This is a genomic window from Roseibacillus persicicus (assembly GCF_014651675.1).
GTDB classification, from domain to species: domain Bacteria; phylum Verrucomicrobiota; class Verrucomicrobiia; order Verrucomicrobiales; family Akkermansiaceae; genus Roseibacillus; species Roseibacillus persicicus.
Genome location: NZ_BMXI01000008.1, coordinates 90,506 through 104,558 on the forward strand (window position 1 = coordinate 90,506; position 14,053 = coordinate 104,558).

12 protein-coding genes and 1 tRNA gene are annotated in these 14,053 nt (G+C 55.3%); 11 read left to right on the forward strand and 2 right to left on the reverse strand.

Going from position 1 to position 14,053, the window contains the following annotated elements:
* Positions 1 to 49 precede the first annotated feature (49 nt).
* Entirely contained in the window at positions 50 to 2,680 is a 2,631-nt protein-coding gene (locus IE099_RS10475) for a circularly permuted type 2 ATP-grasp protein (RefSeq protein ID WP_189569880.1), read from the forward strand.
* A gap of 15 nt (positions 2,681 to 2,695) precedes the next feature.
* Complete coding sequence (locus tag IE099_RS10480; protein WP_189569881.1) at positions 2,696 to 3,571, forward strand: transglutaminase family protein; 876 nt, start codon at positions 2,696 to 2,698, stop codon at positions 3,569 to 3,571.
* Positions 3,572 to 3,621: 50 nt separating this feature from the next.
* Here the strand turns inward: IE099_RS10480 and tyrS are convergent, their stop codons facing one another.
* Complete coding sequence (gene tyrS / locus IE099_RS10485; RefSeq protein WP_229809476.1) at positions 3,622 to 4,827, reverse strand: tyrosine--tRNA ligase; 1,206 nt, start codon at positions 4,825 to 4,827, stop codon at positions 3,622 to 3,624.
* Between the two features lie 281 nt (positions 4,828 to 5,108).
* Between tyrS and IE099_RS10490 the strand changes: the two genes are divergently transcribed.
* The 5 genes from IE099_RS10490 (at position 5,109) to IE099_RS10510 (ending at position 8,504) form a co-directional block, all read left to right on the forward strand.
* Positions 5,109 to 5,717, forward strand: coding sequence for a hypothetical protein (locus IE099_RS10490; RefSeq protein ID WP_189569882.1), 609 nt, complete (start codon positions 5,109 to 5,111; stop codon positions 5,715 to 5,717).
* A 72-nt stretch (positions 5,718 to 5,789) separates the two neighbouring features.
* A tRNA-His gene (locus IE099_RS10495) sits at positions 5,790 to 5,865 on the forward strand.
* 49 nt (positions 5,866 to 5,914) lie between these two features.
* On the forward strand, positions 5,915 to 6,604 hold the full coding sequence (rnc, locus tag IE099_RS10500; RefSeq protein ID WP_189569883.1) for a ribonuclease III: 690 nt from the start codon (positions 5,915 to 5,917) through the stop codon (positions 6,602 to 6,604).
* Positions 6,605 to 6,657: 53 nt separating this feature from the next.
* On the forward strand, positions 6,658 to 7,143 hold the full coding sequence (locus IE099_RS10505; RefSeq protein WP_189569884.1) for a hypothetical protein: 486 nt from the start codon (positions 6,658 to 6,660) through the stop codon (positions 7,141 to 7,143).
* Positions 7,144 to 7,226: 83 nt separating this feature from the next.
* Positions 7,227 to 8,504, forward strand: coding sequence for a hypothetical protein (locus IE099_RS10510; protein WP_189569885.1), 1,278 nt, complete (start codon positions 7,227 to 7,229; stop codon positions 8,502 to 8,504).
* Positions 8,505 to 8,542: 38 nt separating this feature from the next.
* Here IE099_RS10510 and mnmG read toward each other — a convergent pair whose 3' ends face one another.
* Positions 8,543 to 10,417, reverse strand: a complete 1,875-nt coding sequence (gene mnmG, locus IE099_RS10515; protein ID WP_189569886.1) for a tRNA uridine-5-carboxymethylaminomethyl(34) synthesis enzyme MnmG — start codon at positions 10,415 to 10,417, stop codon at positions 8,543 to 8,545.
* A 174-nt stretch (positions 10,418 to 10,591) separates the two neighbouring features.
* On the opposite strand from mnmG, the gene IE099_RS10520 reads away from it, so the two are divergent.
* The 4 genes from IE099_RS10520 (at position 10,592) to IE099_RS10535 (ending at position 14,050) form a co-directional block, all read left to right on the forward strand.
* The gene (locus tag IE099_RS10520) at positions 10,592 to 11,146 is read left to right on the forward strand and encodes a DUF6580 family putative transport protein (protein ID WP_189569887.1); all 555 of its coding nucleotides are present in this window, start codon (positions 10,592 to 10,594) and stop codon (positions 11,144 to 11,146) included.
* A gap of 155 nt (positions 11,147 to 11,301) precedes the next feature.
* Complete coding sequence (locus tag IE099_RS10525; protein ID WP_189569888.1) at positions 11,302 to 12,387, forward strand: thiamine pyrophosphate-dependent enzyme; 1,086 nt, start codon at positions 11,302 to 11,304, stop codon at positions 12,385 to 12,387.
* Between the two features lie 53 nt (positions 12,388 to 12,440).
* Positions 12,441 to 13,424, forward strand: coding sequence for an alpha-ketoacid dehydrogenase subunit beta (locus tag IE099_RS10530; protein ID WP_189569889.1), 984 nt, complete (start codon positions 12,441 to 12,443; stop codon positions 13,422 to 13,424).
* A gap of 167 nt (positions 13,425 to 13,591) precedes the next feature.
* Positions 13,592 to 14,050 (forward strand): DUF1294 domain-containing protein, encoded by a 459-nt coding sequence (locus tag IE099_RS10535; RefSeq protein ID WP_229809477.1) that lies wholly within the window; start codon positions 13,592 to 13,594, stop codon positions 14,048 to 14,050.
* Positions 14,051 to 14,053 lie beyond the last annotated feature (3 nt).

Consider the following 14,053-nt stretch of genomic DNA (forward strand, 5'->3'; position numbering starts at 1 on the left):
AGAAAAATCGTATCGAATCAGGGCTCGAAAAGGCTGCCTTTCTTCTCGCATGGAAACTCCCCGCCATCCAGACTCCGCGACCGGCAAGCCTAACCGCCCCGAATCGAAATCCATGCCTCCTTCGCAAAGCCAGACCCTTGGTTCCATGAGCCAAAGTCAGACCTCCCCCACTCCCGGCGGAGGTGACGGCCTTTTTGCCAATTACAAAGGCTTGGAGGGCAGCTTCGACGAGTTTCTCGATCCCGATGGCAGCCCACGGCCCACTTGGCAGGACTTCTCGGAACGACTACGTGGATTGGGTAAAGACGGCCTCGGACTTTCCTGGCGACGCGGTGAGGAATTGCTCCGCGAAAACGGAATTTCCTACAACCTTCTCGGCGACCAAAGTCAGAACAAGCGCCCCTGGAACCTCGACCCCATTCCCGCCCTCATGTCGGAGAGCGAATGGACCTCACTTTCTGCCAGTCTGGTGGAAAGAGCTCACCTCTGGAACCAGATTCTCAAAGACTGCTACGGGCCCCGCACCCTGCTCAACGAGGGTTTGCTTCCGCCGGCCCTGCTCTACTCGCAGCCGAATTTCAATCGCTTCCTTCCTCCCGTCAATGGAGGCGGCAACATCCTCACCTCCTATGCCGTCGATGTCGCCCGTTCGGCCGATGGCACCTGGACCGTAGTCGCCGATCGAACCGAAGCACCCAATGGCGCCGGCTTCGCCCTCGAGAACCGCATCATCCTCGCCAACGTCTTTCCCGAGACCACTCACAAGCTGCACCTCATCAGGCAGGCCGCTTACTTCCAATCTCTGCGTGCCACCCTTTTCGCCCATGCCCCCGGCGGCAATGACGAGCCCAAGGTGGTCATGCTCTCACCCGGACCGGCCGACCGCACCTACTTCGAAGACGCCTATCTCGCCCGCTACCTCGGCATCACCCTGGCGGTGGGTGAAGAGCTCACCGTTCGAAACGACCGGGTGTACTTAAAAACCGTTTCTGGTCTCCAACGCGTCCACGTCATCTATCGACGGGTTCACGAGACCGTGATCGATCCGCTGGAAGTGCCCACCAATTCCCAACAAGGGGTTCCCGGCCTGATGGGGGCCATTCGTTCGGGCACCGTCTCGGTGATCAATCCGCCCGGAACAGGAATCGCCGAGTCTCCGGCTCTGCTTCCCTTCCTCCCCGCCATCTCGCAGCGACTCTTTGGAAAAGACCTGAGCATCCCTTCCATCGAAACCATTTGGGGCGGTCAGGAAGAGAACCTGTTAGAGTCTCTCCCGGGTCAATCCGCATTATTGAAGGAGGCTTTCGGTCTTCGACTTCGTCCACCTGTCCAGCTCGACACCCTACCGGTGATTCAACGGGAATCACTCGTGGCACGCGTCAACGCCAGCCCTTCGTCCTACGTCGTGCAGCAGCAGATGAATTTCTCGCACGGCCCCGTCTGGACCGGATCGCAACTGGAGTCCCGCCCCCTGGCCTACCGCTTCTTCCTTTTTGCCAAAGGCGACAGCTACCAGGTCATGCCCGGGGCGCTCGTTCGTTGTGCCTCCTCGACGGAAGCTCTTCCCGGTCTTTCCTTGGATCACGATTCAGGCTCCAAAGACCTTTGGATTCTGGGTGAGAAAGAGAATCCCGACGAACTCCAGACCAATCAGCCCGCCCGCCTCTCCATCCGGCGATCCACCGGGGCTCTGTCCTCCCGCTCGGCGGACAATCTCTTTTGGATCGGCCGCTACTCCGAGCGCACTGAGTTTGCCACCAGAGTCTTGTTAGAGATCGTGCTCGCGATGACCGACGACAAGACCTCGGAGTTGACTCCTCTGCTCGCCACCCTGCGAAGCTTTGGATACCTCACCGGTGCCCAGATCAAGGCGCTGGCGGACTCACCCTCCCGGCAGGAGATCCTCAATCTTCTGCGTCCCGTATTTTTCGAATCCGCGAGCAAAGAGAGCACGGGAGATTCCATCCCCGCCAACGTGGGCAACCTCTTCCGGCTGGCTTCCCTTTCCCGCGATCGCCTTTCCAACGAATCCTGGCGCATCATTCGGGCCCACGGAGATCTGGTCAGCTCCTCCCCTCCGCACACTCTCCTCTCGATGCGTCCGATTTTGCAAAAGGCCTTGCTCAATCACTCGGCCTTCAACGGCACCTGTCGCGAGAACATCACCCGCAATCAAGGTTGGCTCTTCCTCAATATCGGACGACGGGTGGAGCGGATTCATTGGTTGCTCACTCTGATCAACAACCTGATGGAGGCTGACCCGGAACTGAGCCCAAGCTCTCTCGAGACCGCGCTCTCCATCAACGACACCACCCTCACCTACCGCTTCCGCTACCGAGGCTCGCCCCAACCTTTGCCTGCATTGGACTTGATTCTGTTCGACCCAGCCAATCCCCGCTCGCTAGCTTTCCAACTGAAGGAACTGGATCGCGACCTCCGCAATTTGCCGAAGGAAGATCAGGCCTCGCAAAGTGAGGTCCCACGTTTCGCCCATCGCATTGTTCTCCGGGCGATGAACTATCTGGAGACGGAATTGCTTTCGACCGACGACGAGACCTCCGAAGCAGCTGAGTTGGCCAAGTTGAGAGTCTTTCTCACCGACTTGCAGGACAAGATGCCCCGCTTCACCGAGAAGCTGGGGTGGGAATTTTTCACCCACGTCGAGTTCACGAATTCCTAATCTCTCCCCCACCGCGTGCGCTACCGAATCCATCATCAGACCGTCTACAAATATGAGAGTTCCGTCTCCTACTCTCATCACGTGGCGCGCCTGCGTCCCAGCGTCACCCCCCGTCAGACGCAGGGTAGCTTCGAGCTGAAAGTCACTCCCGCGCCCGACAGCCTATCGCATTCCATCGACTACTTCGGCAATGCCTGCAGCTACTTCGGGCTCACCACCCCGCACAAAAAGCTGGTGATTGATTCCTACAGTCAAGTCACGGTCAAACCCCAGCAGTCCATCGACTTGGACCTCTCCATGCCATGGGAAATGGTGCGCGACATCCTCCGCACCTCGCACTTGGCACCAGACTTGGCCGCCGCCGAGTTCACTTTTGCCTCCCCGCTCTGTCCCTATATGCCGGAGCTCGCGGATTATGCGCGCCAGTCTTTCCAGAAGGACGTGCCCATTCTGCAAGCGAGCAAGGACCTCACTTCGCGCATCTTCAAAGACTTTAAATTCGATCCCAAGGTCACCACCGTGGCGACCCCGGTTTCAGAAGTCTTCGAAAAGCGGGCGGGAGTTTGTCAGGATTTCTCACACTTCCAGATCTCGTGCCTGCGCTCGCTCGGTTTAGCTGCAGCGTATGTCTCGGGTTATCTCCGCACCGAACCGCCTCCGGGTAAAGAAAGGCTCATCGGTGCCGATGCCTCCCACGCCTGGGTCTCGATCTATGCCCCGCAGATCGGGTGGACGGGATTTGACGCCACCAACAACGTCCTCCCCGGCCAAGACCATATTCATGTCGCCAAGGGTCGCGACTATCTCGACATCTCCCCTGTTCGCGGAACGGTCTTCGGCGGTGGCACCCAGACACTCAATATCGGAGTGACTGTCAGCGAGGACGAGTAGGGCAAGCCCCACCCATCCCCGCTACTAGAAATCTAGTAATCCCACCGCGGTCAGGAAATCTTGACCGAATGCTTCTTGGAAAGGCGCAGGATATCCCCCGCCGTCAGCTCGAGGGTCGCGTTCGGGTCGATGAGCTTTTCTCCGTTCAACTGCACCGCTCCGGGCAGGATGGATTGCTTCTTCAACTCGCCGTTCGACTTTTTCAAATTGAAGGCTGCTTGATACGCGAAGGAAGCGACCTGCAAGACCGTGCCATCAGCGGGAAAATCTGCCAAAGCCACCTCAACCGCGCCTGCGGAATCATCCCGTTGCGAAAAGCGCGCTTCCCAAGTCGCACGCGCCTCGGTGGCGGCAGCTTCGTCGTGGTAGCGGGCGGTCAACTTGTGGGCGAGTTGCTTCTTGGCCTCCATGGGATGCAAAGTCTCGTCGCGGCTTTCGCCTAACAGAAGCTGGTAGTAGCGATCCATGAGCTCGTCCGAGGTGGACATCAGCTTGCCAAACATTTCGTTGGGCTCTTCGGAGACCCCGACGTAGTTCTGGTAACTTTTGGACATCTTCTTCACCCCATCAAGACCTTCCAACAAGGGCATGGTCATCACAATCTGAGGCAACTGGCCTTCTTCCTTTTGCAAATCACGACCGACCAGGATGTTGAAGAGCTGATCGGAGCCTCCAATCTCGACATCGGCACGAACCTCGACCGAATCCCAGCCCTGCACGATGGGGTACTGGATCTCGTGGAGACGAACTTCCTGTCCACTATCGATGCGATTGCGAAAATCCTCGCGCTGAAGCATCTGCTGCATAGTGACGCGGGAATTGAGGCGGAGGACATCCTCGAAGGTCATTTTGCGGAACCAATCCCCGTTGTAGACGATCTCAGTCTTTTCCTCATCGAGAACCTTGAAAGCCTGGCTGGTGTAGGTCTCGGCATTGATGAGAACCTCTTCGCGGGAAAGTGGTGGACGAGTCGCGGAACGCCCGGAGGGGTCCCCAATGGTCGCGGTGAAGTCTCCGATAATCAAAACCGCCTGATGACCAAGGGCTTGAAACTGGCGAAGCTTCTCCAAAACCACGGTATGACCGAGGTGCAGGTCAGGCGAAGTGGGGTCGACCCCCAATTTGACGCGCAAGGGGCGGCCCTCTTTGGCGCAAAGCTTGAGACGGTCGGAAAGCTCTTTTTCAGAGAGGACTTGGGCCGTGCCGGCCATCAGGGTGCTGAGTTGGTCGCTCATGTTCGGGGTGTTTGTAAACATGGGAGGGCGGATGAGGCACGTTTTCTTTTTACCAGCTGAGCTCGGATCACGGGCTTTTGCAGCAAGCGGCGTCGCTTTCTCCGCTGAATCGTGCTTTTCGATAATTCCCAGGAATGCGAAGAGTCCACGCAAGCAACTTCAGATTAGTCAGTTAAGACACCTTTTGCGTCCAGACGGAAGTCAAATCGATCGTCAACTGTCTGCCCTTTCTATAGATTTGAGGGTAGGGGAGTTGGATTTTGTTTTGAAAGTCCGCTGGACGGGGAACAGTTTATGAAGGGATGGACAATCCTTACGAATCCCCCCAGCCAGAACTTGGCGGTGTGTCGGTCATTGAGCCTGCTCCGATCAAAGTCTTCGGTATTCTTCATCTTGTTTTTGGAGGGATCGGAATTTTTGGAGTTCTCATGTCGGGTGGCCAATTGCTATTCAGGGAAGCCATGATGAAAGCATCCTCTGCCGGCGATCCTACCATGGCGGAGATTCAGAGGCGGCTTTATGAGTCGACGTTCATGACGACGATCATCGGACTTGCGATTACCTTGGTCGTTACCGTGATGATCATGCGAGCGGGTTTGAAGTTGGTGAAGAAGAAAAGGGACGCCGTCAGCGCTTCGACCCTCTACTCATACGTTTCCATCGGAGCAAAAATTCTGACCATCATTTTGACGATGACGATGACTCTTCCAGCCATGAATGCCGTCTTCGACGAACTGGCCTCAAAGGGGCCGGGTAGTAGTCAAGCTGCTACCATGCTTTCAACGATGAAGGTTACAATGGCACTTTCCGGAATCGGAACGCCCTTGTTGATGTCTATCTATCCGGTGCTATGTCTGGTGCTGTTGAAAAAGAAACCCGTTCAATCCTATTTGGAACAATACGGAAAATAAGTTTCACTCCGGATAATTTTCGACTTGATAATACCGGGCAGGGGAGTAAGAACCCCTCCCGCTATTAAGTTGGTGGCCGTAGCTCAGTTGGTAGAGCCCCTGATTGTGATTCAGGTTGTCGCGGGTTCGAGTCCCGTCGGTCGCCCCATCTCTTTTTCGTTGTGACTGTTGAAAATGAAAGCGCAGTCCAAAGTTCAATGAGTTCGATTGAGGAAAAGGTTTCCTATCGATTCGATGATCCGGTCTTGCTTCAAACCGCGCTGACGCATCCGAGTATTGTCGCTGAAAGCAAGGAAGAACTCGTTGACAATCAACGACTTGAGTATCTCGGTGATGCTGTTTTACAATTGGCTGTTACGGAAGAGCTGTTTCTGCGCTTTCCGAATGAAGGGGAAGGTCCGCTCACGAAATGGCGAGCGCGCCTCGTTTCCAAGCCTGCGCTAGCAGAGTATGGAATGAAGCTGAATCTGGGCAGCGCGATCCTGATCGGAAAAGGGGAGGAAGCGAACGGGGGACGCACCCGGGCCTCGAGCTTGGCTGACTGCATCGAGGCCTTGTTGGGAGCGATCTATTTGGATGGGGGATTTTCCGCTGCCAAAGAGGTTGCACTCAATCTGGTTGCCGATGCCCTAGAGGAGGTCACAAAGAGCAGCGATACCGGCAATCCCAAGGGCGAGCTTCAGGAAGTATTGCAGGCAATCCAACCCACCAGTCCGGTATACGAGATTCTCTCCGCCTCCGGCCCCGATCACGACAAGGTCTTTGTTGCCTCAGTAAAGTGGCAAGACGTCTTGCTCGGGAGGGGTGAAGGCGCGAGTAAGAAGACAGCTGAAGTCGCCGCCGCAGCCAACGCCCTCGAAAGAGGCAAGTGGCGGGAAATGGCATGAGCTCTCTTTGCCCATTTCTTCCACCTGCTGACCGAGTCTGGCGCGCGCGGGATATGAGAGCTTTCCGCGAACGACGGGACTCTCAATTCTATCTTTCGGCGCTGTCCTATGCCCAGTCCCTTCTCGGAGAAGGGAAGCCTGCTCAGGCTCTTCTCCAGATCAACAAGTCCTTTATGGCCGAGCTTGAAACCGAAGATGTTTTAGTAACATGGCCACCTGCCTACCAGGCTGTCGTCTGGATTATCGAGCGCTATCGGGGTGATAGGGAGTGCTTTCTTGGAAATCCCGTGCGCCATTATCAGCATTTGGCCACTCGGATGAGCGGTCCGCGGGGTGGCATACGCACCCTGCGAGCTTGGGCATGTTTCTATCTCGCAGAGACTTTTGCTCCTGAGTACGAACGGGACCTCGAGCAACTTCAGAAGGAAAAGCTCACCATCCCATCCTTTCAATCGGTCCTCTCCGCGATTGACCGTTTCGGCTGGGACGGTGAAGGTAATGTTCTACGTGGAACTTTTTCTTCTCTTCGTGATCGTTGAGCTTCTCACACAAAGAGGAAAATCGATTTGCGGAGCTTAAGGCAATCCACTAGGGCTTTTTCTGGCGACAACAGCCGTCTCAAATGAAACTACCTTCTCTCTTTGCGTCTACCCTACTTCTTTTTGAATCCGTCCAAGCTAGCGAACACCTTTGGCAGGACCCCTATGTGGGATCCGAGCCTGGGGTTCTTTATCTCCCGGACTCGAATGCAGTCTACTGGCGATATGGCTGGTCCCGAGAAGCGGGTGATCAAAAAGGAATCCGAATTACGGGCCAGTTTCCTTCCACCCGATACTTCAGCTACAACATCTATAACGACCAAACAAAGACCTCTCTCGGAGCGATAACGGACTTCGAACTCGTTGCTGACGATGAAGCAACAAATCCCTTCAAAGCTGGAGTCAAACCCGAGGGACAGAGCTACACCCTAACCGTCTTGCCCAAAGGAACCCCGACGAAGGACAAGAATGTCCTCTACTTCCCAGATGATCTCACCGAGGTCTCGATCTTTCTTCGCCATTATGTCCCTGAGGAAGGAATCGAAGGTGGAGTGGCCCTTCCTTCAATCAGCGTCTTGGATCCAAGCCAAACCGAACCGATTGAAGCCGCACCTAGCAATGAGATTCCAGCCTTGAGCAAAGCCGAAGCCCAGAAATACCTCATCCCGCTCTTTAAGAAGTGGGCCTTGAGCTTCGAGGAGAATCCTGAGGCCGTTCTTGCTCAGCTTCACAAGCGGGACCGAACCCAGCCTCTCAACCTGAAGGAGATCATTGCGAAGCAGGTTGTCTCCAAAGCGTTCACCCATTTTCGTCCCGGAAAGACCGTTGAATCGTTTAACTTCCAGACGAGCGGGACCTACCCCAACCGGGACAACGCTTATCTCACAATGCCGGTCGTTCGGAACGAAGGGGAAGTCCTTGCGGTCAGGTTTCTGGCTCCCAAAGGAGCCAGTCAGCCCTCCGACTTTGGCGCGGCTGAAGTTCGATACTTTTCACTCTGTCAGGGTGACGAGGAGACCTACACCCACGGCACCGTGATGGATACCAAGATGGAGGTGAGCGAGGACGGCTACATCTACTTTCTTATAGGCGACAATGAGGAAGCTGTGATGAGCAAAGCAAAGGAATGGGGAGTGAATTTCATGCCTTGGGAGGCAGGGGACCGGGCGCTTTTCGTTTTCCGCCATATGCTTCCAAGCAAGACCTTCGAGAATGGATTCAATCGAGTCCCCGTATTCACCTACGACCTGTCGACGGAGGAGCAGTTTGCAAGCAAGACCATCGGGAACTTTGCTCCACGTGGAAAGCTACTCTCCAAAGACGAGCTGCTGAAGGCTGAGCAGTTCCCTGCGTTTGAATAGAGTTGGCCCCCCTCAATCGAGCTGGCCGCGGGTTTCTCCTAGAGACCTGTCGCCAGCTCTCTTTTTTTCAGCCAAATGGATAAGACCGCGACATCTGCCGGAGTGATTCCGGCGATTCGGCCCGCTTGTCCGAGAGTGGTTGGTCGGATCTCGGAGAAACGCTGGCGGGCCTCCATCTTCAAACCACTGATGGCGTGATAGTCCAAGTCACCGGGAAGGGGAGCATTCTCCTGCTTGGCCATCCGCTCGATCTGCAGAGCCTGACGCTGAATGTGGCCGGCGTATTTGAAATCGCTCTCAAGGATGCCCCAATGTTCCATGTGGAACTTTGACCGCATCTCCTCGGGGAGGTCCTGCCACTGGCTTTCGTTGCGCCGGAACCAAGCTTCCAACTTCCCACCGTCATAGGCCGTTTCTCTGATATACTTTGCTCCTTCGGAAAGAGCAGCCCGCTTTTCCTCGAATCTCTTCCATCGGTCATCCGGAATCAGTCCCGCCTCGCGCGCCTGAGGGGTGATTCGCTGATCGGCGGTGTCCTGACGAAGAAGGAGACGGTGTTCGGCCCGACTGGTGAAGAGTCGGTATGGCTCTGTGCAGCCTTTGGTCACCAGGTCGTCGATCATCACCCCAATGTAGGCTTGGTCTCGTCCGAGGATAAACGGGTCTTTCCCTTGAATCTTGAGCGCTGCATTAGTACCGGCCATCAGACCCTGTGCCGCGGCTTCCTCGTATCCTGAAGTGCCGTTAATCTGACCCGCAAAGTAGAGACCGGATACGGCCTTGGTCTCCAAGGTCGGGTAAAGCTGGGTGGGAGGACAGTAGTCATACTCCACCGCATAACCGGCACGGATGATCTCAGCATTCTCGAGTCCCTCAATCGAACGGATGAAATCCAACTGCACTGAGTAGGGGAGAGAGGTTGAAACGCCGTTGATATAGAACTCCCGCGTGTGGCGACCCTCGGGTTCGAGAAAAACCTGATGGCGCTCTTTGTCAGCGAACTTGACGACCTTGTCTTCAATCGAAGGGCAATACCGCGGGCCAACACCCTCAATCATTCCCCCATACATCGCCGAGAGGTGAAGATTGTCGCGGATATGATCATGTGTCTGCGAATTCGTCCAAGTGATCCAACATGGCAACTGTTCCACATGGAACATTCCTTCCTCCGAATAATGATTCAGGCTGAAAAGGTCATCACCTCCCTTTTCCAACTCCTCGGGATGATAGGAAAAGAGGGAAGGAGGATTGTCACCATCCTGGCGCTCACATTTGGAAAAATCAATCGACCGTCCATTCAGACGACAAGGAGTTCCGGTCTTGAAACGCTCGACCTGAAACCCGAGCTCTTTCAATGAATCACTTACTGTGGAAACGGCATCGCCAGTTCGACCTCCTTTTTCGGTCTGCTTGCCAACGTGCATCAGGCCACGCATGAAAGTGCCTGCGGAGAGAATCACCGCTTTCGTATCCAAGCGAAGACCCATGTTCGTTTCGAGACCGACGACAGCATCATTCTCTACAATCAGCCGCGTCACGTTGCCTTGATGGAGATCCAGATTCGGCGTGGACTCGACGATATTCTTAATGCGGAATTGGTAAGCCTTTTTATCACATTGGGCCCGGGGGGCTCTCACGCTTGGCCCCTTCCCACTATTCAACATCCGCCATTGTATTGCGGTCGCGTCCGTGTTCTGGGCCATGATGCCCCCCAGAGCATCAATCTCCCGAACGACGTGCCCCTTGGCCAATCCACCGATCGCCGGATTGCAACTCATCTGCCCGATGGTATCGAGATTCTGAGTCAGAAGCGCGACCTGACAACCCATGCGGGCGGCCGCGAGCGCAGCTTCCACTCCGGCATGACCGGCTCCAATGACAATCACATGATAAGGCTTGGGATAGGTGAACATTTCTGGGCGGGACCATAGCGGGATTTCCCGAATAATCAAAAACACAAAAACCAATCTCACCGACCAAACCCGCAAGCCGTGAAATGTTCCACGTGGAACTTCTCGAGCCAACTACTAGATTTCTAGTAGTTGGTTTTCGATTGGAAAATTCACTAACTCTGATAAGAGAATCACATGTCCTCAGGCGCTCGTCCCACTCTCCTCCTCGGCTTCATCGTCGCACTGCTCGTCTTCCGGCAGATTGCGGCCAGCTTTGAGATCTATCACTTTCAGCCCTACATCGCTCTCTTCTTTGGACTCGCCGCGATCAAGAGCTCTCGCTGGCTCCTTGTCCCTGCCCTAGGCTATCTGGCCTCGTCCATTCTCGCTGCGGGCTCTCTCCAGCCATGGATGCTCTCTGTGCTCTTTGCCTTTGCTCTAGTCGTCCTATTGGGTAAATGCTTTTCACAGCGCTCAAGCGCCCCGGCCTTGCTGGGTGGCTCGCTTGCCGGGGCCGGAGTGTTTTACTTCGTCACCAACACAATCAGTTGGCTGACCATTCCCCAATACAGCAAAACTTTCGCAGGATTCACCCAAGCACTTTGGAGCGGATTGCCCGGCCTTCCTCCGACTTGGACCTTCTTCCGGAACGATGCGATTGCCACGGTTCTCTTTATGGGAATCATTATAGTGCTAAATCGCATGAAGTTTAGCAGTTCCGCCTCCGATGCTGTGCCCGCCACTAGCTAACCCGCTTTCTGTAAGCGGGTTAAAATGCTTTCCAAAAGTTATCAATGCGGAGAACTCTGCTAACTGATCTGCAACTGACGAAATAAGCCAACCTTCTGCCCAAACCAAACTCGGCTTGCGCGAAGGACGGGAAGCAGGTATGGCCATGTCGTCTCATGATCGCATCACCTGAACCGAACGTCGACGGACTCGACTTCTCCGATTCTCCCATCAATAAGTCTCTCTCAAACTCTGAGAAGATAGAGCTCTATCGCACCATGATGCGTATACGTCGCTTCGAGACGGTATCCCTCAAGTTCTACAATGCCGGCAAGATGGGTGGCTTCCTTCACCTTTACACCGGACAAGAAAGCATCGCCACTTCTTGCGCCTCGTTGATGGGTGACCATGACCACATGATCACCGCCTACCGTTGTCACGGACACGCTCTCTCGGTCGGCATGGGCATGAAGGAATGCATGGCCGAACTTTATGGAAAAGTCACCGGATGCTCCCAAGGTAAAGGCGGCTCGATGCACTTCTTTGCTCCAGATAAAAACTACTGGGGTGGACACGGAATCGTCGGCGGCCAAATCCCTCTCGGCATCGGTCTCGCCTATGGCGTGAAGTATAATGAGAACGTCGGATGCTCTCTCTCCTTCATGGGGGACGGCGCGGTCAACCAAGGCTCGGTCCACGAGTCCATGAACATCGCCGCACTCTTCGAACTCCCCGCCGTAATCATCATCGAGAACAACGGCTACTCGATGGGAACTTCCCAGAAGCGTTCCTCCGCTTTCCGCGATTGCCTCGCCCAGCGCGCCGAGTCCTACGACATGGCTTGGGACCTCATCAATGGCGAAGACATCTACGAGCTTCGCGCCAAGTTGCACATCGCGATGGAGCGCGCACGCAAAGAGTCTCTGCCCACCGTTTTGGAAATCCAGACCTACCGCTGGTATGGCCACAGTGTCGCCGACGCCAACGCCAAGAAGTATCGCTCCCCCGAGGAAATCCAAAAATACAAGGACGAGCACGACCCCATTATTCTCTGGGAGAAGAAGCTCATCGCGGAGGGAGTCTTCACTGCCGAGGACGCCAAGCAAATCGGGAAAGAGGCCATGGCCGAAGCAACCGAAGCTGCGGAGTTTGCTGAAAGCTCGCCGCCACCGACCCTCGAAGACATCAGCAAGCATGTCTATTGGGAGACCGACAATGAAACCGAAGCCTCCCAAATCGGCCGCCATTTCTTCAACGACTAATTCCGCGAAGACGAACAACTCTTTCCACCTAAATTATACCTTTCCAAAATCTCATGCGCGAAATCGAATACCGTGACGCCCTCAACGAAGCCTTTGACGAAGAACTCGAACGCGATTCAAGCGTCGTTCTGATGGGCGAAGAAGTGGCGCAATACAACGGCGCCTATAAAGTGACCAAAGGTCTCTGGGAAAAATGGGGCGACAAGCGAGTCGTCGACACTCCCATCTCCGAAGCCGGCTTCATCGGCATGGGCATCGGCGCCTCCATGCTCGGCGTCCGCCCCGTGATGGAACTCATGTTCTGGTCCTTCCACTCCGTAGCCTTCGACCAACTCGTCAACAACGCGGCTTGCGTCCGCTATATGTCCGGCGGTCTCATCAACTGCCCAATCGTGATGCGGGGACCCGCTAACGGCGGAACCAATGTCGGCGCGACCCACTCCCATTGTCCCGAAGGACTCTTCGCCGCTTTCCCAGGATTGAAGGTAGTCGTCCCAGCGACTCCCGCCGATGCCAAGGGACTCATGAAGTCTGCCATCCGCGATAACGACCCCGTCTATGTGATGGAGAACACCCTTCTTTATGGAAACAAAGGTCACGTGCCGGATCCATCCGAAGGCGACTTCACCATCCCGCTTGGAAAAGCCGATATCAAGCGCGAGGGCAGCGACATCTCCCTCATCGCCCACGGCCGCAGTGTCCTCCACGCTCTCGAAGCGGCGGAAACCTTGCAGAAAGAGCACGGTATCTCAGCCGAAGTCCTCGACCTCCGCAGCATCCGTCCCCTCGATCAGGAAGCCATCATCAAGTCAGTGATGAAGACCAATCGCGCGGTTCTCGTCGACGAGTCCAAGCCCTTCAATGGGGTCTCTTCCCAGATTGCAACGCTCATTCAGGAGCATGCGTTCGACTATCTCGATGCACCCGTGAAGCGCGTCTGCACCATCGATGCCCCCGCGATTTACTCGCCGCACATCGAGAACGAGCAACTTCCCAACCCACGTCGGGTGGTGGAAAAAGTCCTCGAGATCGCGTAGGGCAAGAGCCTCATACTTTTTTCGACCCCAACCGTTTTCCGCCTGCACGGCGAAAGCGCTTGGGGTCTTTTCTTTCCAATCTCAGCTTTGGCAAACGACCCAAAGACCATACCCGAGGATGAAAATGCTCTTGTCAAATTCCCTATCATAGCGGTTTCTCCCTCTCAGTGAAAGAAGACCCCAACCCCCAAGAGAAGCCTGCGGCTAAAGGCCCGCCAGCCCGAAAACATCGGGCACCACTCTCATGGCCTTGGGCTCTCGCTATTTTTCTGGGCTTGCTTTTCCTGCCTGTTTGGGTGGCGATCGAACTGAGTCAAAAGATCGATTGGCGCTTCCTTGCCACCTATGCCGCCCTCATCTCTGGCCTCACCTTCGCCTTTTATTTCTCCGACAAGCGAAAGGCAAAGACAGACGGATGGCGAATTCCGGAAAGCACACTCCATCTCATGGAGTTCCTTGCAGGCTGGCCGGCGGCACTTCTCGCGCAACGCTTCCTCCGCCACAAAACCAAGAAAGCCTCCTACCAGCTCATCTTCTGGAGCATCATCTGCCTTCACCAGCTACTCGCCTTCGAGGTGGTCACCAACTGGTTGATCTCGCGGAACTTGATCGGGCTATTTCGTTAGCCC